Origin of the sequence: Bacillus sp. TH30 (assembly GCF_016650875.1) — a bacterium.
GTDB classification, from domain to species: Bacteria; Bacillota; Bacilli; order Bacillales; family Bacillaceae_G; genus Bacillus_A; species Bacillus_A mycoides.
The window spans coordinates 629,028-650,333 of sequence record NZ_JAEKEY010000002.1; the positions used below are offsets into that span (position 1 = coordinate 629,028).

Here is a 21,306-nt window from a genome sequence, read left to right on the forward strand (position 1 = left end):
AGGTGAACAGATTATATCTCTGTTCACCTTTTATTTTTTATTTTATTTGTAAATTTTCACACGAGTTTCTAATGGCTGATATTCTTTATCTCCTGCCGAAACTACCGGTTTACCAAATGGCATTTGCGCAGTTAACTTCCAGTTTTCAGGTACATCCCATTCTTTTTTTACTTCCTCATCAATCAACGGATTATAATGCTGTAGTGTAGCACCAAAACCTTCAATCTCTAATGCTGTCCAAATCGCAAATTGCAACATTCCAGAAGATTGCTGAGACCATGTAGGAAAATTATCTTTATATAGTGCAAAGTTCTCTTGCAAACTTTCTACTACTTTACTATCTTCGAAATACAAAACTGTTCCATAGCCACTTTTAAATGCATTCATTTTCTCTTCAGTAGGTGCAAAATTATTTTCAGGCACAATTTTTCGTAACGTTTCTTTCGTAACATTCCATAATTTGTCGTGTTGTTCACCTAGTAATACAACAACTCTTGCACTTTGAGAATTAAAAGCCGAAGGTGTATGTTTCACAGCATGATAAATCACTTCTTGAATTCTTTCATCAGAAACTACTTGCTCTTTACTAATCGCGTAAATAGATCTTCTGTCTTCAATTGCTGAGTAAAAATCTTTTGCCATTACAATTCCCTCCAATTTTCATTTGAGGCAGTATCATATGTACGAAGCATATAATGCCTCTCGAACTTATTATTAATAAGTTCTCAACTTAATAATATCAACAAACAAAAACAAACTCAAATGATATCACTTGAGTTTTCACTTCCTATACGTCAAAAAATAAAAAAACAGTTTATTGTCACCAAAATCAAGGTTCAATAAACTGTCTGTCTTATTTTTATAACAATCTAAATTACTTCTTTCTTCACCTAATTAAGCAATTGAAATGCATAGGACATTAATTTATTTGTTTCTGTAAAACGTTTTGTTTTACTTTTTGTCCCCATAACAACTGTAATAATGCGATTATCACCTTGTTTTGCAGTACCTGTAAAACAATACCCTGCGCTATCTGTAAATCCTGTTTTTAATCCGTCTATTCCTTCTATATATAAAGCTTTATTATTTTTGTTTAACATCTCATTTGTGCTTGTAACATTAACATTATTAAATGCTAACTGACTTTGACGTAAGTGAGTCACTTCTAATATCTCTGGATAGTCTTTTATAAGATGATACGCTAATTTTGCTACGTCAGCTGCTGTCATTTTTGTTTCACTTCCGTCGGGCTCCTGCAATCCGGAAGCATTCGCGAATTTAGCTTTATCTGACATTTCTAACTGCTTTGCTTTTTCATTCATAAGTTGAACAAAGTTTTTTTCTGTCTTAGCTACATGTTCCGCTAAAGCGACAGCCGAATTATTAGCCGATTCAATCATTAACGCATGATATAAGTCCTTAACAGTTAATGTATCATTTGCTTGCATCGGGATTTTTGCACCCTCTGTTTGTGCCGACTTCGCACTTATTTTCACTGGATCTTCCCAGTGGACTTTCCCATTATGTATACTCTCTAAAACGAGATATGCTGTCATCATTTTTGACATACTAGCAGGGGCAACAGCTTCATTTTCATTATTTTGATAAATAACTTCTCCATTACTCGCATCGATAATAATAGCTGCTTTTGCATCAATTTCTGGTGGTATATATTTTGGTGGAACTACTTTTTCAGATAGCCCTGTTTTAGGTAGCTCTGCCACTTGTAAAGGCTGAGTATCTACTTTTGTTTCACTCTTTTGAACTCCTTGGAAAAAGAACCAACATATACCCAGAATTACTACTAATAGGATTGTTAATCTTCCCCATTTTAACCGCTTCATTCTAAAACTCCTTTAGCAAACCTTTTATACACTCATGTTTAACCATAACAACAATTACTTTATATCGTCAAGGTAAAAAGTATATTTATTCATCTACAGCAATTATAATTTCAACCTCATTCTCTTTTTCATATGTGTTACACTAAAAATAACGAAATATAAGAATATTCAATTACATTTAAACACAAAAACACTATATAATAGAAAGGATTTATACAAATGATACTTCCAAAAGCATTAAAATATGGCGATACAATTGGCATCTACTCTCCCTCTTCACCAGTAAGCTATACTTCTCCAAAGAGATTTGAGCGCGCAAAATTATACTTACAAAAGAAAGGATTTCATATATTAGAAGGTTCACTAACAGGTCAATATGATTATTATCGTTCCGGGAGCATTAAAGAGCGTGCTGAGGAATTAAATGACTTGATTAGAAACCCTAACGTCTCTTGTATCATGTCGACAATTGGGGGACTGAATTCAAATTCATTATTACCTTATATTGATTATGAGACTTTTCAAAAGAATCCTAAAATAATGATTGGCTATTCAGACACAACAGCATTATTACTAGGAATTTATGCAAAAACAGGAATTCCTACATTTTATGGTCCAGCACTTGTTCCTTCTTTTGGTGAATTTGAGCCTTTCGTAGATTGCACGTACAAATATTTTGCGGATACTTTATTAACTGATCAACACCTTCCTTACAACATAAACCAGCCGTTATTTTGGTCAGATGAATTTATTAATTGGGAAGAAAAAACGAAAGAAAAAGATCTTCGACCGAACAATTGGATTTCAGTAATTGGTGGGAAAGCTACTGGACGTATTATTGGTGGGAATTTAAATACTATACAAGGTATTTGGGGTAGCCCCTATATGCCACTTATTCAAGATGGTGACATTCTCTTTATTGAAGATAGCTCAAAAGATGCAGCTACTATCGAAAGAAGTTTTTCATTACTTAAAATTAACGGCGTTTTTGATAAAGTTTCAGGTATCATCCTTGGAAAACATGAGCAATTTGATGATTGTGGTACAAATAGAAAACCTTACGAAATATTATTAGAAGTATTACAAAATCAAAAACTTCCTTTTCTAGCCGATTTTGATTGTTGTCATACTCATCCAATGATTACTTTGCCAATAGGTATTCAAGTAGAGATGGATGCAACAAATAAAACGATACAAATTATAGAGCGATGGAGAGACTAACGACACTTATTCCACTATCTTGTAATGCTTAAAAATACAATTACATTTTTAATAGAAGGAAGTGGATATCACTCATAACAAATAGTGCCTAATGTCTTCTGTTGTTTTACAATAGAAGACATGTTACTATATATTTTGGAATGTGAAACGATAAGCAACAATCTATGATATGTACTGAAAAAACAATTTCAATGTACATTATGTAATAAGAAACTATTGATTACATACATTCATTTCAAATGTATGTATTTATATGTAAAAGAGAGTGAATATATGAAACCAACTATTAAAAACTATGTATTTTTACATGTAGCCTTCTTGATATATTCTATCATTATGGTTTACATGAAATGGGCATCTCAATTCCCTATTGCATCAATTTCATTTTTTATTGCTTACTTCGGACTTGTTGTACTTTTATTCGGATATGCAATTCTATGGCAACAAGTCATTAAGAACTTTGAAATTTCTAGAGCATATTCACACCGTGGGATTATCATACTATGGTCCATGCTTTGGTCAGTATTCCTGTTTGGAGATACGATACAGTGGAATCACATACTTGGCGCAGCTATTATTATCGTCGGAATTGTGGTGGTGACAAAAGATGAATAGTTATATGTTATTATTGATATTTGGGATAATTTTAGCCAATTACTCACAAATATTATTAAAAAAGGCTACTTTACAACAATACGATTCTAGAATAAAAGAATATGTGAATCCTTATGTTATCATCGGCTACTTTTTATTTGTAATTAATGCCGGATTAAATGTGATCGCCTTAAAGGGCTTGGCATTAAAGCAAGCATCTGCATTAGAATCATTAAGTTATATCATCATTTTAATTTTCAGTTGGTACTTCCTAGGGGAGAAAATAACGAAACGAAAAATCATTGGCAACATTATTATTGTCATTGGTGTAATCATCTATTGTATACAATAACAAAAAGATCCGTTTATGATAAACGGATCTTTTTGTTATTGCCCTAAATTTTGAACCTTATCTTTCAAATCACGAACTTGTTCTATCGTCTGCATAAGCTCAGAGTTTTTAAACTGCTCTACATTCATTTTCCCTTCCTCTATCTTTGTCATAGATGTATCAATTAATGTATTTAACTTTTCATTATACCCGACGATTTGCTGGTGAAGATCCTTCGCTACATCTGGTGGTGTTAATTCATTAAAAGCTGGTATATCTTGTTTAATTTCAGTAAGTTTCGTTTCTAGTTCTTTCCGGGCTTCCCCATCATTAACGGCCTTTTCAGCTAATGCTGGCGCTTCATTTGCAAATGCACTTATTTCATTTACATAGTCTGTCGCTTTTTGAGCGTAATCTATGGAGTTCTTCCCTTCCTCTACTAGCGAACATCCCATCAAACCAATTGAAACTACAATTGAAAGTAACATTGTTTTTGTAAACTTCATTTTTACCTCCTAAATAATTGCCATACTTTTATTCATTTATAAACACTTTATTTTCTTCTTATACACTTTATCACATCACATCATATCTTATTTTTTTTAATCTTCCTCTTATACATTCTAGAAAAATCATTATTATCCTGTTCAACATGTACCTCGAAACTATCTTCATTTAAATATAAAAACAGACATACTTATTTTAAGTACGTCTGTTTTCCAGGTACGTATAGCTCTCACTAATTAAAGTTTCTCTTTATCCTCTCACATGCCCTATTACTGTTATAATATCTATGTCTATATGTACACTAATAATATCTTCTATAATGTCCGTATATCCTTGACCTAAAGGTGTTCCGTAATGTAATAAAATTTCTTTTTTTTCATAAACTGACTTCGGTACTGTAAAAATAAATTTCCTCATATTCCGCTCATCAGCAGGCTCCAGTATTAAAACAATGCCATCCTCTTCAAACATATAATCACGCCTTCCAACAATCCATTCACTATGGCTCAAGTATTGCCTTGAAAGGATAGGTTTTAAACACCCTTTCTAACAATATATAACCATTTCATGATCAAATAGCTTATACGGCTTATATGATTTCACCACAAATACAAAAAAACTCAAACCTTGAACTACCAAGAATTTGTGTTTTTTTGCATTTCATTCTTATATACCTTTATCAAGCTCATATAACCTACGATATTTCTCATTTTCTTTCAGTAGCTGTTCGTGACTACCTTGCATAGCGATTTGGCCACTATCAAGGAAAATAACTTCATCTACATGTTCAATTCCTACAAGATGATGTGTAATCCAAATAACAGTCTTTTCTTCTGCTGCAGAAAACATTGTTTCTATTAAGGCTAATTCCGTTTTAGGGTCTAAACCGATAGTCGGTTCATCAAGCACAATAATCGATGCTTCTTGCATAAGAGTTCTTGCAAATGCTACCCTTTGCCTTTCTCCGCCAGAAAACCTCTTTCCCATTTCATGCATTTTTGTTTGTAATCCATCAGGAAGAGAAGCAATGTGCGGTGCTAGCTGTGCTTTCTCTAAAGCTCTCCATATCTCTTCATCATTAGCCTCTGGTTTACCGATCCGCACATTATTTCCAATTGTCGTATCGAATAAATGTGGTTTTTGGTTTAATACAGAAATATATTTTGACAAAAAATCCGTACGAGCTTGTTCACCATTCAATATAACTTGCCCACTCACCGGACGTAGCGCCCCAGTTAACAGTTTTAGTAAAGTAGATTTTCCTGTTCCACTTCTACCTAAAATAGCAATTTTCTTTCCTGCCTTTATTTGCAATGATACATCTTTTAATACAGGTTCATTACTATCCGGATAATTATACGACACATTACTCAGTTCAATATCTATATGTTTTTGTGCAACGTAATCTTTATCTCCAGGTAACTCATTTCCATCTTGCAAAATGCTATCACTTTCTACGCTTTTAAGCCTATGAGCAGATTCTACATAAGATGGAATTCGATCGATAGCATCTGATATAGGGATAAGCGCATTTGTCACAGATAATGTCATTAATACGAACGCTGCAATAACTGTAGGTGCAATCTGTTCACTTGCTGCTTGATTTCCAGTCCACATAATCATTGAAATAACTACAATGCCGACTATTAAATGAATGATACTGTCTCGAATATGGTACCAGCGTTTCACTCTCTTTTCTGTCTTTAACAGCTGGACATTTTGCTCTACATATGCATTAATAAATTCATCTTTTCTACCACTCGCCTGCCAATCAGATAACCCAAATACAGCATCTGTCAATTGTTGATACAAACGATTTCTTCCTCGCTTCAAAGCAACATGATGTCGTTTCATCAAAAGTAGTGATACGAATGGGAGAAGAAAAACAATAACAGCTAACATACAAGCTGCGATAAGTGCAAATACTAAGTCAAATGCACCGATAACAATTACGAAAATGCTATATACAACTAACGCTAATATACTAGGGAATATTGTACGTAAATATAGATTCTGTAAATGTTCTATATCATCAGACAATACACCTAGTACATCACCAGTTTGAAATCGAGAGCGTAAAAATAACGCCTGTGGTTCTACAATTCTATATAGTTTTGTTCTCATTTTTTCTAAAATTCGTAGAACGACGTCATGCCCTACTAAACGCTCTAAATAATGAAAGACAGCTTGCCCTATACTAAACGCACGCGTTGCAACTATAGGAACATATACAGCCATTACATTTTCTGGTCTGAGAGCAGATTTAGAAATTAAATAACCTGAAATGAAAAGTAGCATCGCACCTGAACTAACTCCAAGAAGCCCGAGGAAAATAGTCAACGTCATTCTACCTTTATTTTGCTGTATATAAGGTTTAATCCAATTACTCATCGCTCTCCCCTCTCTTCCCTATGAAAATGTAATGTCTCATTCTTTAAAAGTTCTTCATATGTTCCACTTTCTTTAATTTCCCCTTTATTTAAAATAAGAATATGATCCATTTGCTTCATCCAATGTAGACGATGCGTTGCAAGAAATACTAACTTACCTTCAAACAGACGTAACATCGATTGCTTTATTTCAAATTCAGTTTCAATATCAAGATGTGCTGTAGGTTCATCTAATAAAATGATTGGCTTTTTACTTAAAAGTGCACGTGCCATAGCGACACGTTGTTCTTGTCCGCCACTAAGCATACGTCCACCTTCTCCAATTCTTTCGTACATCCCATGTGGTAATGATGCAACGAGCGAACGAAGACCAACTTCATTAATAACTCTCTCAACCTCTTCATCAATTGTATTCGTTTCATAGAAACAAATATTATCTTTTAATGAAAGCGGAAAAATATAAGGTTGCTGCGGAATATAAGCAATATTTTTTTGCCAATCTTCTCGAGTAGATTCACCAATTTCCACACCATTTACTAACATCTTCCCACCCGAAGCAGGTAGAAATCCTGCTAACACATCGATTAACGTTGATTTCCCTGCCCCACTTTCACCAATAATGCCTATAGCACCGTTACCTTGCCAAGTAAAATCAATTCCCTCTAATATAGCCTTTTCAGATTCATCATTATTTACTTTTACATCTTGTAATTTCAAACTACTAGAAGAATTCCATACTATATCTACATTTGAATCTTTCTTTTCTATTTCTTTTTGTTTCTGTAAAATTTCTTCTATTTGCTCCATTGCAAGTTGTCCATCTAATGTAGCATGATAATTCGCTCCAACTTGCTTAATCGGCAGAAAATATTCCGGCGCTAAAATCAAAATCGTAAGAGCTGGTAACAGTATAATTGTCCCATCTATTAACCGTATCCCTAATCCAACTGCTACAAATGCAATTGATAAACTCGTAAAGAAATCTAATGCAAAAGAAGAAAGAAAAGCAACTCGCAAAGTACGCATCGTTGCTTTTCTATATCGTTTACTTACTTTTTCAATCTTTCCTTCGTGCTGTTTACTTTTCCCTAAATACTTTAATGTTTCTAATCCTTTTAACGTATCTACAAAATGATTAGAAAGTACACGATATGTCTCATATTGGCTATCCGCCATTTTCTGCGCTGCTAATCCTAGAAGGATCATAAATATGATCACAATTGGAATCGTTACAACTAAAATGATTCCAGACTTAATGTCCAGTGTTAAAACATATAGAACAATTAGCCCCGGTACGATACTACTTCTAATCATTTTAGGAATTGTTAATTCAATATATGTTTTAAATTTCTCAATACCTTCTATCGATAAAGTAACCAGATGACCAGTCCCATTCGTTTGGACAAATCTCGGCCCTAACGTAAAATATGCTTCTATTAACTGTTTACGTAATGCAAATCCTGTTTTTTCAGCGAAACGCTCAACCAATATTTGCGATGTTCGCACTAACATTTGGCGTGCTGCAAACGTGACCCCAAAATAAACAGTTTCATTTAGCACAGCTTGCACTGTTTCTCCATGAAATAAAAATGTGATTGCTCGTGCTAAAAACACTGTCTGCGCAATGATACTACACGCCTCTAAAATGCTAATAAGACTTAAAGTTACATATAAAACTCGGCTACCAGGATACGACGGAAGTCCTCTTTTTCTTTTCATTAGTACTCCAAATCTTTGTCTGACTTAACAGGTTGTCTAAATACATAGAAACTCCATATTTGACTACCGATAACAAACGGTAAAATAGCAAGAGAAAAATAGCTCATCAGTTTTAATGCATAAGGTCCTGATGCCGCATTATAAATTGTCAAATCATTTACCGCTCCTAATGAGCTAATCATGACACGCGGGAACATACCGATGAACACACTTGCACTTAACAAAATGATTGTTAAACTCGTCATAAAGAAAGCCCAACCATCTCTTCTTCTTTTATTTAATAAAGTAGAAACAAATAGCGCTACAAAAGCTCCAATTGGAACCATTAGCCACTCTGAACCATGTGCGGTGAAAATATCTGTTTTCCATAACCCTACAGCTGCAAAAACAAGAAGTGTTATTAATGCAAAAGGTGCAATCTTTGTCGCGGCAATACGTGCGCGTTCTCGTAATTTTCCTGTTGTACGTATAGTAAGGAATTGCAAACCATGAACAATACATAGAAGAAGAAACATAACTCCCCCAAGTAACGCAAATGGGTGAAGTAATTTCATAAATCCGCCTACCACATTTTTACTTCCATCAATTGGTACACCTGTCATAAAGTTTGCGATTGCAACTCCCCAAAGTATGGGAGGTAGCAAACTTCCAATAAACATGCCCCAATCCCAGAAACTCTTCCATTTATGATTTTCTATTTTCGCACGGAATTTAAAGGAAACACCTCTTATAATTAATGCAAGAAGCATAAACACAAATGGAATATAAAACCCACTAAATAAAGTTGCATACCAGTGTGGGAATGCCGCAAACATAGCGCCACCAGCACAAACAAGCCATACTTCATTTGCGTGCCAAAACGGCCCAATTGTATTTAAATATATACGTTTTTCCAAATCGTTTTTCCCTAAAAACCTTGAAACAATTCCTACACCAAAATCGAAACCTTCAAGTACAAAGAAGCCAACGAATAAGGTTGAGATAATTAGAAACCACAACTCATTAAGAGATAACATACTCTTCCTCCTTATCAAATGGATCATGGCTTTGATAATCCTTTTTCGTTTTCTTATTCGCATGTCCTTTAATGATACGAACGAATAAGTAAACAGTAATTCCTCCAACAATTAAATATAGTGATGTGAATGAAACAAGAGAGAATAATACTTCTCCAAATGAAACGTTTGGAGATACAGCATCTTCTGTTTTCATAACACCGAAGACAACCCAAGGCTGACGTCCCATTTCAGTCATGATCCATCCTACTGTATTACCGATAAACGGTAGTGCAATTGCATATACCATTATTTTTAAATACCAAGGGTTTTCAGTTAAGCGATCTTTTCTTGATAAGAACCAGCCGTACATTCCTAAAAGAAGCATGAATGTTCCACTCATTACCATCGCTCTAAAACTCCAGAACATAGTATGTACTGGCGGAATATAATCTCCAGGTCCATATTTTTCTTCATATTGTTTTTGAATTTGGTTCATCCCTTCAACTTGACCGCTAAATTTATCGTATGACAATAGACTTAGCATATAAGGGATTTGAATTTCAAACGAATTTTCTTTCTTCTCTGTATCAATTTTTGCAAATACTGTAAATGGCGCTGGATCCTCACTCGTATTCCATAATGCTTCAGCTGCTGCCATTTTCATCGGATGTGTCTTAATTAAATTTTGTGCTTGTGCATGACCGAAAAATAATACCAATGCAGTTGTAATTGTTCCAACAACGATAGAAACTCGGAACGATTTTTTAAACACCGCAGTTTCTTGACCTTTTGATATTTTCCATGCACTTACACCTGCAATAAAGAATGCACCAGTTGCAATTGCCGCTGTAATTGTATGCGGGAATTGCACCCATAATTGTGGATTTTGAATAATCGCCCAAAAATCATTCATTTGCGCACGTCCATCTGCTGCCATTTCATATCCTACTGGGGCATGCATAAATGCACTTGCAGTTAAAATCCAAAATGCTGATAACATTGTTCCTATTGAGAGGAGCCAAATACATAAAAGGTGAACTCGCTTCGGAAGTTTATCCTCACCGAATACCCATAAACCTAGGAATGTAGACTCAATGAAAAATGCTAATAAACCTTCAATTGCAAGTGATGGTCCGAAAACATCACCAACAAAACGTGAATACGTTGACCAGTTCATACCAAACTGAAATTCTTGTAAAATACCTGTTACTACACCTACTGCGAAGTTAACAAGGAATATTTGTGTCCAAAACTTTGTCATCTTCTTATAAATTTCTTGTCCCTTTACCACATACAACGTTTGCATTAACGCAATGATAAAAGCTAAACCTATAGACAGCGGAACGAAAAAGTAATGAAAAATCGTTGTTGATGCAAATTGTATTCGTGCCAATTCGAGCGTTTCCATGCTAAAGTCACTTCCTTCATATTTTTTTATATCGTAATATCGATTGAATTGTATGAATTCACTTCATAACGAACAATTCAATAATGTGGAAATACAAAAAGATAAATTCGTTTATGTACTTTCTGAAAATATAGATTGTCAGTTTTTTAGATAATTACAAAAGAACTTTCTTCATACGATTTACCTTTTCACTATTTCAGTAGTGTTTTATTCGTTAATCGAATTGTATAATATACTTACATAATAAATTCAGGTGATTTTTGACGTATTATTGACAGGATTTTGTCTGAAATATGTCTTTTGTAATTTTTTTGAATTTGATTTCTCACATTTTAAAAACGTACTTTTCAAACATACAACACACTCTTATATCAATTGTTATTATGTTTTTCTCTTCATACGCTTGACTTTACCCTTGAAAAATGTCCTCGAATCAAACCTAGAAATATGCTAGTTTTTTGTCAAGAGAAAAATGTATTTCCAAAATTCAAATCAACAATATTGTTATTCACAAATAGAAAAAAAACTCCCCTTTCTCTAGACATAAAATTCGTTTTTTTGTCATTTTTCAAACAGACTAAATAAAAAAGTACCGAGAATAAATTATATTCCCGGTACTTTAATCATTATTTCGTTGTATATTTTCTAACAGCCGGCATAATTTCGGTAGCAATTAATTCAATGTTTTTCTCAATCTTATCAAATGGTACACCGCCAAAATCAATCTGTGCCATAAAACGTTGCTGTCCAAATAATTCATATTGATAAAGCATTTTTTCAATAATTTGTTGCGGGCTACCAATCATTAACGCATCACGGTGATCTACTGCGTTAGTAAATTGTTGTTTTGGATACCCACCACCGCGTAGCGCAAGCATACCAGCATTAATATGAGGATAATATTCACTAAGTGCATCTTGTGAATTTTCTGCTGTATAAAATAAACTTGTTGTCGCAATTGGTAATGTTGCTGGATCAAAACCACTTTGCTCAGCTGCTTCACGATATGCATCAACCGAAACTTTAAAATTAACAGCTGGGCCACCAAGTGTCGTAAGCATCATTGGTACACCTGCGCGTCCTGCCTTAATTGCACTAGCAGGTGGCCCTCCAACAGCACGCCAAATTGGCATATTGTTATTTTTAGCTCTCGGTATAATTGCCGCATGTTCAAGTGGCGTTCTAAACTGCCCTTTCCATGTTACACTTTCTTCTTTATTTATTTTTAATAAAAGATCCATCTTCTCTTCAAATAGTTCTTCATAATAATTTACATCGTAACCAAGTAAACTATATCCCCCAATACGAGATCCACGACCAGCAACGATTTCAGCACGACCATTAGAAATTAAATCAATTGTGGCAAAATCCTCATATACACGAACCGGATCTGACGTGCTTAATACTGTTGCGGAACTCGCGATTTTAATGTTTTTCGTAGCTTGTGCAATAGCTCCTAAAATAACTGTATGAGCTTGCGTTGTAAAATACGCTTGATGACTTTCACCGACAGCAAACACATCAATTCCAGCTTCATCTGCTAACTTAGCTGTTTCAATTAGTTCATGAATTCTTTTTTCTGCACTTATTTTCGAACCATCATGCGGATTTAAAATATGATCTCCAATTGAATATAATCCAAATTCAATTCCCTTACTTGTATCAATACGGTATTTTTCCATAGTTGCTCTCTCCCTTTTAATTAAGTGGTATTAATTTCTCTTCTATCTCTTTTCTTCTCTCTTCTAAAAATGGTGGTAAATCCAGCTCTTTTCCTAATTCTTCAACTGCTGAATCTACTGTAAATCCTGGCCCATCCGTCGCAATCTCAAATAAAATGCCATTTGACTCACGGAAATATAAACTTTTAAAATAAAAGCGATCGATAATCCCTGTTGATTGGAACCCTTTATCTTTCACCGCTTCATTCCAATAACTCAGTTCTTCATCATTTTTCACACGAATAGCTAAATGATGAATACTTCCTTTTCCGGGTCTTTCACTCTCTCCATCTTGCTGTTTCACCAAAATTTCTCCAAAAGATTGACCAGCAATAGATTGATAAATCCCCTCATCGTCTGAACGAGATATTTCTTTATAACTAAACAAACCTGTTAATGTTTTTGATAATTCATTTAAACTGCGCACTGTCATTTCAACTGTTCCCATGCCTAAAATACGATGATTCTGCTCTACAGAAGATTCATCCCATGCAGTCCAATATTCAGGCACCTCTCCATCTTTATTATTTAACAGCACTAACCGTAGACCATCTGGATCTTCAAAGTGCAGTGCGTCTCTTCCGGCGTAAGTTGTAATTTCCCCATGCGCCACCTGGAGTGACTCAAAACGTCTCTTCCAAAATGTAAGACTTTCTATTGAAGGTACGAGCAAGCCTATTTGTGTTATTGCATTTGTACCACGGATTGTTCTACCTACATTCGGCATTTCAAAAAATGATAATTCAGTTCCGGCACTCCCTGTTAAATCACCATAAAACAAATGATACATAAATGGATTATCTTGATTGACTGTCTTTTTCACCCGGCGTAATCCTAAGACATCTCGATAAAAATTATTATTTGTTTTCGCATTTTTAGTCACCATAGAAATGTGGTGATGTCCTGGAATTGTATACATAAAACTTCCTCCTCTTTATCACTTGATTAGTCAATTGATTGAGTAAAAAAAATTACTCATTTGGTAATTCTTTTTTTTCACTATGCTTATGAACTTTTGACATCAACTCGTATAGTATTTTCTGCTCTTCTTCATTTAATACATCATCAAAAAATGATGATTGAAATGCAAGTTGCTCTGGCAATGCTCTTTCTAAAGCCGCTTCCCCTTGCTCTGTAAGACTAATTGTTTTCGTTTTCCAATCTTGTTTTCGTATAATATATCCTTCTTTTTCAAGACGTGTTAACATTCGAGAAATACCGCCTTGTGTAACGGTAACCTTTTCTGCTAACTCCATTTGTGTTAATGGCTGATAAGTCCGTATTTGCAAAAGCACATCAAATTGGGCTGTTGTTAAATCAAAACGTTTTAAAAACTCATTTGACATTTGATTACTTTGGTTCGTAAATCGTATTAAACGTAGCCATATTAACGATCCTATCGTATTTTCACGCATGTTTCATCACTTCCTAGCGTTGATCTTACTATCACTTTACCACTCAAGTGATGGTAATGCAAGTAGAAATATGTTAAAAACACCTCCCAAAATCATTATTCTTAACTTTCCATTTCATTCATTGCTATATTTAAAGTTGCCACAGCTTTTGGCCAACCAACGTAAAAAGCCATATGTGTTATTAATGCAACTAATTCATTCTCCATTATCCCATTTTGTTTAGCTAGCTTCAGATGAAATGGTAATTGTTCTGTATTACCAAGACTGATTAGTGCCGACAATGTACATAAGCTTCTTTCTCTTAATGTTAAAGCGGCATCCCGCCACACTTCCTCAAATAATATCTCTTCACTATAATGAGAAAATACAGGTGCTACTTCTCTCATTTTCTTTGGAATATAGAATTCAATTGGTTCATTCATCATTTTGCTCCCTTCATTTTTACCAATTGTGCCATCCCTTGACCAAATGACCAGTTTTCAGCAGCTGTCTCATGTAATGTAATAAAAATGTCAGTAACTTTCACATTAGAACATGCTGAAATTTCAAAGGATATAGATTGATACAAACCTTTTTTCTGTTGCACTGTTCTTCCAGGTCCACATGTAATAGAAACATGAATCATATTCTCAGTTCTCATTTCTCCTCTTTCCAACAAATAATATGGATTATACAAAAATTGATTTTGTTGATAAGGTAAAAATATTTGAAAATAATCATTTTCAGGGATGTCGAAATGTTCAATTAATGAAAGATGGATACATTCACCTATCTTTTTCAACTCTTCTTTATTTAATATATCTTCATGATAATAAACGTTCACAAAAGGCATAGATTTTCATTCCTTTTTCTTAATTTAGCATTCAACAACATATCCTCGTGAAATATGTAAAATCTCATAAATAGTAACATCGTCCATTACATCTATTTCAGGCTTTTCCTTATAAAAACTGAATTGACTATATCCCCACTTATCCGGATTATAAACTATTACATTCCCTAAACATTTTTCTATGTTTTGCACATTTTCATTTACTTTATTTAATTGCGTCCCAATCAGCGATTTACTTTGAGAAATACTCCCTGCATATTCAACAGCATATCTACTTTTTCTAAAATCATTACTTAAATTAACAACTAATGGAACACCTATATTTATTTGTTGCCACCCAAACGATTGCAAAATATTATCGTAATACCCTTCAAAGATAAATTTATTCATCCCTTCATGACCATTCCAAATATATAAAGGTGCATAACAATTATGGAAACCCCCATCCTTACCTGCCTCAGCAATTAAATAAGCCTTAAAATTCAACCCTTGAAAACCATCCGTTTTATAACCATTCTTTTTCACCCTTTCTCTAATAGTCCCCATATCATAATCTTTTGGCAAAATGACCTTATATTGCATACCAATCATGTTTATCACTCACTTTCGATCTTATATATATAATGATAAACCGATGATCGGCTGACGTAAAATAGGTATAAATTATGTTTGGTATCATTTATAATGATACCGTATAAGGGGCTGAAATGAATGGAAATAAATGATCTTATCATATTTAAAACTGTAGCTAACGAAGGATCTATTAGTAAAGCCGCTAAAGAACTAGGCTATGTACAACCAAATGTAACTGAGCGAATCAAAAAATTAGAACAAGAATTAGAAACGCCTTTACTACATAGAGATAACAAAGGTGTCTCCCTGTTACCTTCTGGTGACATTTTATTAGACTACACGAATAAAATATTAGCTCTTTTAGAAGAAGCCAAAGATGAAATTAAAACAAGTGCTTCTTCTTATGTAATAGCGACGTCACAATCTATTTTGACTAATTATTTAAGTATGCGTATTAAAGAAAATTTCAGGAATTATCAAATATACATAGAAAGTAGTAGCTATTTACAAAAACTACTACAGCAACAAAAAGTTGATATGGTCATAACTTATGATGATTATCCCGACGCAGCGTTTAAAAAAGTATTTACCACTTCAATTTCTATAGGCTTATTAAAAGCGAAAGAAAAGTGTACCATTGACTATTCAAAGGAACTTTTTTTCGTTAGCAATGACAAGAAGTGCCCTTTTAGAAATAAGACAATACAATTTCTAAAAGAAAACAACCTATCTCAGCGTCAACTTCAACAGTTAGATTCATATCCGCTTATTGAAGAGTTTATTAATGATGGAAATGGAATAGCTTTTTTACCAATTAGAAATAATAAACTAGTTCCAATTGAAGATGTTCCAATAGAGAAATTAGCTGTTCATTTTTTTACAAATCGAGAGTTAGATAAAAAGATTCCAATTGAACTATTCAACTAGAACAATGTTTTTTTTACAAAATAACAATTTCACGAATTATATATGTTATAACTTTTCTAGAAAGTAAAAATCCCTCCTTTTACTTAAAGGAGGGATTTTTACTTTCTTACTCCACTTACATTCTCTTCTATCGATTTTTCACACGTTTTGCTCCACTCCTGTACTTTTCTCCTTCTTACTCTTTTTTAAATTCTTCAACTTCTTAACCGTTCCAACTAATCCTTTCGGAAAAACTAGTAGCACGATAATGTATAATAAACCAAGAATAATCGTCCATCTTTCAAAAATCGGATACTCCGATGCTAGTTCTGATAAATAGTATTTCAGTGATTCAATAATCCCAGCTCCAGCGATTGCTCCGATTAACGTTCCTACTCCCCCGATCATTGTCATCAATAATGCATTTAGCGTCATTTCAATTGAAAATACCGTCGTATTGACAAAACGCAATGTGATAACGAATAAACCACCGCTAATCGCAGCCACTACTCCTGCCACAACACTTGCGATAATTTTATAATGGAGAACTTTATATCCAAGCGCTTCAACACGTTGTTCATTTTGTGAAATTGCCTTTAATACTTTTCCAATAGAAGACTTTGTGAAAAGACGTAACAAAATGAAGATGCTTATTAAACATATAAGTGTCACATAATAAAACGTAAAACGATCACGGAATATATCTGGTACACGAAATGTAAATCCATCTCCTCCGTGAGTCAGCGAACGCCATTTTTCAGCAAGTACAAAAAACAGCTGGGAAATAGCGAGCGTTAACATTGCATAAAAATGACTTTTCAAGCGTAATGAAAGCATACCGATTATATAACTAACGATGGCTGATACAATAATTGCGGCTGCTATTCCTATGAAAAAGTTCATTATGGATACTCCTTGCCGATCAAACAAGAGTGCCACCCCATACGCCCCTATACCAAAGAACATACAATGACCGAATGAAACAATACCTGTATATCCAAGGAGAACATCAAAACTCATAGCGAAAATAGCAAAGATGAAGATTTGAGTGAACAAAATTAACAAGCTCCGTGAATCATTTACGAATGGAAATACACTTAAACAAATGAGCATAAATACTCCGAAGTATACTTTAATTCGATTCGATGTGCTGTTCACCATTTCACCCCTTTTCACCAACAAGTCCCGTTGGCTTCACTATTAAGAAAAATAGTAACATTAACATATTAATTGCAAGTGATAAATCCGGTATAAAATATGCTGTAAAAGCACCAGCTAATCCAACAATTAAAGAAGCGATTGCTGAACCTTGTACGCTTCCTAATCCTCCAATTATCACTACTATAAAAGCTAAAATCGCATACTGCATACCCATCTCGGCGAAAATAACACCTGAATACGGTGCTAATAAGAAGCCTCCCAAAGCCGCCATCCCTGCTCCTAATAAAAAGACGAAAGAAAATATCGCTTTTACATTAATACCGAGCGCTTGAACCATCTCTTTATCCATTACACCTGCGCGAATCATAAGACCTATCTTTGTTTTTTTGAGCAATAACAGTAAGGCAATGTAAATGATGATCCCAATTAAAATAACGAATAGACGATATTTAATTAATATAACGCCTTCAAATGTATAACTACCTTGTAACCATAACGGTAATTTAGCACCAATTGGATTTGGCCCCCAAAATACTTTAATACATTCACTAAGTACAAGCATTCCTCCAAGCGTCACAAGAAGCTGGCGAACATGATTTCCATATACCGGTCTAATAAGGAATCTTTCTAAAATGAATCCAAGAAACATCCCCATAGCAATTGCTCCAATTAAAGCGAGTAAATAGCTTCCAGTTGTATTAAATATCCATACACCTGTAAAAGCTCCCCATGCAAATAACCCACCATGTGCAAAGTTTAGAACGCTCATTAAACCGAAAATAAGTGAAAGACCTGACGCTAATAAAAAAATGAGCATCCCTGTTGAAATCCCATTTACAAATAAATTGATTAACACATCCATCCTTCTCACCCCGGATTCATGTTAAGAGATTCCTAAATATTTGTGACACATTTCCTTATCCTCTTTTAATTCATGCATAAAACCGTTATGAACAATTCTTCCGTTATCCATAATATAAAAGTAATCACCAATTTGACTAGCCATCATAAAGTTTTGTTCAACAAGTAAAACAGTCGTTTTTTCCTTCATTTTCAAAATTGCTACCATTAATTTTTCTATCATAATTGGAGACAGCCCTTTACTCGGCTCATCAATAAGCAATAATCCATCACTATTAATAAATGCTCTTGAAATTGCTAGCATTTGCTTTTGCCCTCCGCTTAAGAGTCCGCTTTTTTTGTGCCAAAATTGCTTTAAATCTGGAAATAATTCAAGCATCCAGTCTATTTTTTCTTCCGCTTCTTCTCCCTTCCCCCTAGCAAGAGCGAATGTTTCTTCTACTGTCAGGTCGTGAAAAATACCTTGATTTTCTGGTACATACCCTATTCCTTTCCTTGAAATTAAATGTGTAGATAATCCATTTACTTGTGTACTATCATAATAAATTTCACCATGTGCGATATGGTGAAATCCCATAACCGAACGTAATGTCGTAGTCTTCCCTGCCCCATTTCTTCCAAACAGTACAGTAATCGTTCCTTTCTCAACAGTAAGAGATACCCCTTGTAAAATATGAAACTGATCTAAATACGTCTCTATATTATTCACTTGTAATAGTGCCACTATATAATCCCCCTAAATAAGCACTTTGTACACGCTCATCTTTCATCATTTCTTCGGGCAAACCTTCAGCCAATAACTCTCCATGGAATAAAACGATAAGATGGTCTGACAAACCTAGTACCATATCCATTTTGTGTTCAATAAGTACAATTGTACTCTCTGGATGTTTCTTAATATTTTCAATCACTTGTAAAATAGCCGGTACCTCCTCAACTGATATACCTGCCGTCGGCTCATCAAGTAGTAACACATCCGTTTTTAAAGCTAATAACATCGCAAGCTCTAACTTTCGTTTTTCCCCATGCGCTAGATCTTTCGCTAATACATGTTCTTTCTCGTGAAGTAATACTGTTTTTAAGAAACGTCTCGCCTCTCCAACTTGTTGCTTAAATTTTGCCGAACTCGGAAAAAAACTATAGTAATCTTGCACAAATGATTGAACACTTAAACGAACATTTTCAAGTACCGTTAACTCTGGGAATATATTTGTAAGTTGAAAAGAACGACCAATTCCTAATCGAGTACGATCCGAAATTGATAAATTTGTAATCTCTTGTCCTTTAAAATATACTTCACCCTTTGTTGGAGAAATTTGTCCACTTAGTAAATTGAATAGCGTTGTCTTTCCTGCACCATTTGGTCCAATAATTGAAATGAGCTTTCCTTTTTGTACTGTTAAATTCACATCCTTAATAACATGATGCTCGCCAAAAGATACGCAAAGATTTTTCGTTTCTAGCAAATGTGTCACGAAATCCCTCCCTTTAAAGCTTTAAGTATGAAAGAAATACGTATAAAGAGGGTGTACTCCCTCTTTATACAAAAACAACAGAAAATTCAATCTATTTATTCTGAACTTGGGGTTCTGTCTCTTTCATCGTTAATTCTCGCTCTAATACTGGCACCGGATAATCAACACCATCTTGCTTTTTCAATGTGATAGAATAAAGTGTCTGCATCGCTTGATGATCCTTCTCTCTAAATTTCATCTTTCCTTTCGGTGTATCAAATTCCATTCCTTCCATTTTCTTAATCAATGTATCTACATCTGTATCACCTTTTGTTTTCTTTAAAGCTTCTACAATTGAAATTGCCGCTGACATTCCTCCTGCTGTAAATAAATCTGGCACCGCACCATTAAATCGTTTTTTATGTTCTTCAACTAACCAATCATTCACCTTATTTTTCGGAAGTGTGTGATAATAAACAGAAAAACCTTGCATTCCTACTAACGCATCCATCGTTTTTAATGCCGGTATATCTGGTGCACCGGTAGAAATTTTAATACCCTGCGCTTCCACATTCATATCTTTTAACTGTTTCCAAGGTGAATTCGCACCTGCCCAAACGATAAATAAATAATCTGGTTTTGAGCTAATAATATTTTGAATATTTGCAGTGAAGTCAGTCGAATTTGTATCAGCATATTGCTCGTTTACAATATTCGCACCTAATTTCTTCGCTCCAGCTTTAAATGCCGCAATTCCCTCACGGCCGTAAGCATTATCTTGTGCTAACGTTGCTATTTTTACATCTTTTTTAGCAATTGCCGCAGCACCAGCGACTGCATCTTGAGATGAATTTCTACCTGTTCTAAAAATATATTTATTCCAGTTCTTCCCGGTAATACTATCCGCTACTGCTGGTTCTACAACCATTATTTTTTCATATTCCTCTGCAAGTGGTAAAACCGCTAATGTATCACTTGAACTAGACGATCCGACTAAAAAATCGACTTTCTCTTCTTCTAATAACTTCGTAGCTTTTTTAACCGCTACATCAGCTTTCGTTTCCGTATCTTCTACAACAAACTTAATCTTCTTCCCTTCCACTTTCCCAGTTCCACCAGTTGCATAGTCTAACCCTAATTCAAATCCGTTCACTGTTTGTTTTCCATATGATTCTAATGGACCTGTTAATGAAGCAAGAACCCCTACCTTAATCGTCTTTTCATCCTCTGTACTTGTTTTCTTTCCTGAACAAGCTGCCGTTATTAATAACGAACCTAAAACACAACCAGCAGCCACCATTTTTAGCCATTTACGTTTTTTCATCGACATTGTGATCCTCCCCATACTTTACTTTCTGATAGAGTCAAACA

The 21,306-nt window shown here is 34.4% G+C and carries 23 protein-coding genes; 4 read left to right on the plus strand and 19 right to left on the minus strand.

Annotated elements, in window-relative coordinates:
- Nucleotides 1-42 precede the first annotated feature (42 nt).
- Together JFU20_RS05430 and JFU20_RS05435 are read right to left on the minus strand one after the other, a co-directional pair.
- The gene (locus JFU20_RS05430; RefSeq protein ID WP_002141347.1) at nucleotides 43-642 is read right to left on the minus strand and encodes a nitroreductase family protein; all 600 of its coding nucleotides are present in this window, start codon (nucleotides 640-642) and stop codon (nucleotides 43-45) included.
- Between the two features lie 248 nt (nucleotides 643-890).
- Nucleotides 891-1,844, minus strand: coding sequence for a D-alanyl-D-alanine carboxypeptidase family protein (locus JFU20_RS05435; protein WP_002012343.1), 954 nt, complete (start codon nucleotides 1,842-1,844; stop codon nucleotides 891-893).
- A gap of 219 nt (nucleotides 1,845-2,063) precedes the next feature.
- Here JFU20_RS05435 and JFU20_RS05440 point away from each other — a divergent pair, with 219 nt between their 5' ends.
- The 3 genes from JFU20_RS05440 to JFU20_RS05450 all read left to right on the plus strand — a co-directional run bounded on the left by JFU20_RS05440 (nucleotide 2,064) and on the right by JFU20_RS05450 (nucleotide 4,011).
- A complete protein-coding gene (locus JFU20_RS05440) occupies nucleotides 2,064-3,065 on the plus strand; it encodes a S66 family peptidase (RefSeq protein ID WP_201038418.1) in 1,002 nt (333 codons plus the stop codon).
- 273 nt (nucleotides 3,066-3,338) lie between these two features.
- Complete coding sequence (locus JFU20_RS05445) at nucleotides 3,339-3,680, plus strand: EamA family transporter (protein ID WP_002086172.1); 342 nt, start codon at nucleotides 3,339-3,341, stop codon at nucleotides 3,678-3,680.
- Nucleotides 3,673-4,011 (plus strand): EamA family transporter, encoded by a 339-nt coding sequence (locus tag JFU20_RS05450; RefSeq protein WP_002165951.1) that lies wholly within the window; start codon nucleotides 3,673-3,675, stop codon nucleotides 4,009-4,011. The genes JFU20_RS05445 and JFU20_RS05450 overlap by 8 nt, the downstream gene beginning before the upstream one ends.
- A 35-nt stretch (nucleotides 4,012-4,046) precedes the next feature.
- On the opposite strand, the gene JFU20_RS05455 is transcribed toward JFU20_RS05450, so the two are convergent.
- The 12 genes from JFU20_RS05455 to JFU20_RS05510 form a co-directional block, all read right to left on the minus strand.
- Entirely contained in the window at nucleotides 4,047-4,496 is a 450-nt protein-coding gene (locus JFU20_RS05455) for a DUF6376 family protein (RefSeq protein ID WP_002012340.1), read from the minus strand.
- A gap of 250 nt (nucleotides 4,497-4,746) precedes the next feature.
- A complete protein-coding gene (locus JFU20_RS05460) occupies nucleotides 4,747-4,968 on the minus strand; it encodes a hypothetical protein (protein ID WP_002031341.1) in 222 nt (73 codons plus the stop codon).
- Nucleotides 4,969-5,163: 195 nt separating this feature from the next.
- Complete coding sequence (gene cydC, locus JFU20_RS05465) at nucleotides 5,164-6,888, minus strand: thiol reductant ABC exporter subunit CydC (protein ID WP_002165952.1); 1,725 nt, start codon at nucleotides 6,886-6,888, stop codon at nucleotides 5,164-5,166.
- On the minus strand, nucleotides 6,885-8,606 hold the full coding sequence (gene cydD / locus JFU20_RS05470; RefSeq protein WP_002012337.1) for a thiol reductant ABC exporter subunit CydD: 1,722 nt from the start codon (nucleotides 8,604-8,606) through the stop codon (nucleotides 6,885-6,887). The genes cydC and cydD overlap by 4 nt, the downstream gene beginning before the upstream one ends.
- A complete protein-coding gene (gene cydB, locus JFU20_RS05475) occupies nucleotides 8,606-9,622 on the minus strand; it encodes a cytochrome d ubiquinol oxidase subunit II (protein ID WP_002165953.1) in 1,017 nt (338 codons plus the stop codon). Before cydB ends, cydD begins: the two co-directional genes overlap by 1 nt.
- Entirely contained in the window at nucleotides 9,609-11,012 is a 1,404-nt protein-coding gene (gene cydA, locus JFU20_RS05480; protein WP_002012335.1) for a cytochrome ubiquinol oxidase subunit I, read from the minus strand. The genes cydB and cydA overlap by 14 nt, the downstream gene beginning before the upstream one ends.
- A gap of 626 nt (nucleotides 11,013-11,638) precedes the next feature.
- On the minus strand, nucleotides 11,639-12,694 hold the full coding sequence (locus JFU20_RS05485; RefSeq protein WP_201038419.1) for an LLM class flavin-dependent oxidoreductase: 1,056 nt from the start codon (nucleotides 12,692-12,694) through the stop codon (nucleotides 11,639-11,641).
- 16 nt (nucleotides 12,695-12,710) lie between these two features.
- Nucleotides 12,711-13,652 (minus strand): ring-cleaving dioxygenase, encoded by a 942-nt coding sequence (locus JFU20_RS05490; RefSeq protein ID WP_002012332.1) that lies wholly within the window; start codon nucleotides 13,650-13,652, stop codon nucleotides 12,711-12,713.
- A gap of 52 nt (nucleotides 13,653-13,704) precedes the next feature.
- Entirely contained in the window at nucleotides 13,705-14,148 is a 444-nt protein-coding gene (locus JFU20_RS05495; RefSeq protein ID WP_002012331.1) for a MarR family winged helix-turn-helix transcriptional regulator, read from the minus strand.
- Between the two features lie 101 nt (nucleotides 14,149-14,249).
- Nucleotides 14,250-14,573, minus strand: a complete 324-nt coding sequence (locus JFU20_RS05500) for a carboxymuconolactone decarboxylase family protein (protein ID WP_242488147.1) — start codon at nucleotides 14,571-14,573, stop codon at nucleotides 14,250-14,252.
- Entirely contained in the window at nucleotides 14,570-14,980 is a 411-nt protein-coding gene (locus tag JFU20_RS05505; RefSeq protein ID WP_002012328.1) for a tautomerase family protein, read from the minus strand. Before JFU20_RS05505 ends, JFU20_RS05500 begins: the two co-directional genes overlap by 4 nt.
- A gap of 24 nt (nucleotides 14,981-15,004) precedes the next feature.
- A complete protein-coding gene (locus JFU20_RS05510; RefSeq protein WP_002012326.1) occupies nucleotides 15,005-15,571 on the minus strand; it encodes a DUF4865 family protein in 567 nt (188 codons plus the stop codon).
- Nucleotides 15,572-15,691: 120 nt separating this feature from the next.
- Here JFU20_RS05510 and JFU20_RS05515 point away from each other — a divergent pair, with 120 nt between their 5' ends.
- Nucleotides 15,692-16,480: a LysR family transcriptional regulator gene (locus tag JFU20_RS05515; protein WP_201038421.1), complete on the plus strand. Its 789-nt coding sequence runs from the start codon at nucleotides 15,692-15,694 to the stop codon at nucleotides 16,478-16,480.
- 138 nt (nucleotides 16,481-16,618) lie between these two features.
- Here the strand turns inward: JFU20_RS05515 and JFU20_RS05520 are convergent, their stop codons facing one another.
- From JFU20_RS05520 to JFU20_RS05540, 5 genes are all read right to left on the minus strand, one after another.
- On the minus strand, nucleotides 16,619-17,572 hold the full coding sequence (locus tag JFU20_RS05520) for a branched-chain amino acid ABC transporter permease (RefSeq protein WP_002165954.1): 954 nt from the start codon (nucleotides 17,570-17,572) through the stop codon (nucleotides 16,619-16,621).
- A gap of 49 nt (nucleotides 17,573-17,621) precedes the next feature.
- Nucleotides 17,622-18,482 (minus strand): branched-chain amino acid ABC transporter permease, encoded by an 861-nt coding sequence (locus JFU20_RS05525; RefSeq protein WP_000382784.1) that lies wholly within the window; start codon nucleotides 18,480-18,482, stop codon nucleotides 17,622-17,624.
- 21 nt (nucleotides 18,483-18,503) lie between these two features.
- Nucleotides 18,504-19,205, minus strand: coding sequence for a branched-chain amino acid ABC transporter ATP-binding protein (locus JFU20_RS05530; protein ID WP_002165955.1), 702 nt, complete (start codon nucleotides 19,203-19,205; stop codon nucleotides 18,504-18,506).
- Nucleotides 19,183-19,956, minus strand: a complete 774-nt coding sequence (locus JFU20_RS05535; RefSeq protein WP_000149306.1) for an ABC transporter ATP-binding protein — start codon at nucleotides 19,954-19,956, stop codon at nucleotides 19,183-19,185. The genes JFU20_RS05530 and JFU20_RS05535 overlap by 23 nt, the downstream gene beginning before the upstream one ends.
- A 91-nt stretch (nucleotides 19,957-20,047) precedes the next feature.
- Nucleotides 20,048-21,265 (minus strand): substrate-binding domain-containing protein, encoded by a 1,218-nt coding sequence (locus JFU20_RS05540; RefSeq protein ID WP_000061988.1) that lies wholly within the window; start codon nucleotides 21,263-21,265, stop codon nucleotides 20,048-20,050.
- Nucleotides 21,266-21,306 lie beyond the last annotated feature (41 nt).

Excerpts from the sequence above, each read along its gene's own strand:
- JFU20_RS05430 (WP_002141347.1), bottom strand. The coding sequence starts at position 642 with ATGGCAAAAGATTTTTACTCAGCAATTGAAGACAGAAGATCTATTTAC.
- JFU20_RS05435 (WP_002012343.1), bottom strand. The coding sequence starts at position 1,844 with ATGAAGCGGTTAAAATGGGGAAGATTAACAATCCTATTAGTAGTAATT.
- JFU20_RS05440 (WP_201038418.1), top strand. The coding sequence starts at position 2,064 with ATGATACTTCCAAAAGCATTAAAATATGGCGATACAATTGGCATCTAC.
- JFU20_RS05445 (WP_002086172.1), top strand. The coding sequence starts at position 3,339 with ATGAAACCAACTATTAAAAACTATGTATTTTTACATGTAGCCTTCTTG.
- JFU20_RS05450 (WP_002165951.1), top strand. The coding sequence starts at position 3,673 with ATGAATAGTTATATGTTATTATTGATATTTGGGATAATTTTAGCCAAT.
- JFU20_RS05455 (WP_002012340.1), bottom strand. The coding sequence starts at position 4,496 with ATGAAGTTTACAAAAACAATGTTACTTTCAATTGTAGTTTCAATTGGT.
- JFU20_RS05460 (WP_002031341.1), bottom strand. The coding sequence starts at position 4,968 with ATGTTTGAAGAGGATGGCATTGTTTTAATACTGGAGCCTGCTGATGAG.
- cydC (WP_002165952.1), bottom strand. The coding sequence starts at position 6,888 with ATGAGTAATTGGATTAAACCTTATATACAGCAAAATAAAGGTAGAATG.
- cydD (WP_002012337.1), bottom strand. The coding sequence starts at position 8,606 with ATGAAAAGAAAAAGAGGACTTCCGTCGTATCCTGGTAGCCGAGTTTTA.
- cydB (WP_002165953.1), bottom strand. The coding sequence starts at position 9,622 with ATGTTATCTCTTAATGAGTTGTGGTTTCTAATTATCTCAACCTTATTC.
- cydA (WP_002012335.1), bottom strand. The coding sequence starts at position 11,012 with ATGGAAACGCTCGAATTGGCACGAATACAATTTGCATCAACAACGATT.
- JFU20_RS05485 (WP_201038419.1), bottom strand. The coding sequence starts at position 12,694 with ATGGAAAAATACCGTATTGATACAAGTAAGGGAATTGAATTTGGATTA.
- JFU20_RS05490 (WP_002012332.1), bottom strand. The coding sequence starts at position 13,652 with ATGTATACAATTCCAGGACATCACCACATTTCTATGGTGACTAAAAAT.
- JFU20_RS05495 (WP_002012331.1), bottom strand. The coding sequence starts at position 14,148 with ATGCGTGAAAATACGATAGGATCGTTAATATGGCTACGTTTAATACGA.
- JFU20_RS05500 (WP_242488147.1), bottom strand. The coding sequence starts at position 14,573 with ATGATGAATGAACCAATTGAATTCTATATTCCAAAGAAAATGAGAGAA.
- JFU20_RS05505 (WP_002012328.1), bottom strand. The coding sequence starts at position 14,980 with ATGCCTTTTGTGAACGTTTATTATCATGAAGATATATTAAATAAAGAA.
- JFU20_RS05510 (WP_002012326.1), bottom strand. The coding sequence starts at position 15,571 with ATGATTGGTATGCAATATAAGGTCATTTTGCCAAAAGATTATGATATG.
- JFU20_RS05515 (WP_201038421.1), top strand. The coding sequence starts at position 15,692 with ATGGAAATAAATGATCTTATCATATTTAAAACTGTAGCTAACGAAGGA.
- JFU20_RS05520 (WP_002165954.1), bottom strand. The coding sequence starts at position 17,572 with ATGCTCATTTGTTTAAGTGTATTTCCATTCGTAAATGATTCACGGAGC.
- JFU20_RS05525 (WP_000382784.1), bottom strand. The coding sequence starts at position 18,482 with ATGGATGTGTTAATCAATTTATTTGTAAATGGGATTTCAACAGGGATG.
- JFU20_RS05540 (WP_000061988.1), bottom strand. The coding sequence starts at position 21,265 with ATGTCGATGAAAAAACGTAAATGGCTAAAAATGGTGGCTGCTGGTTGT.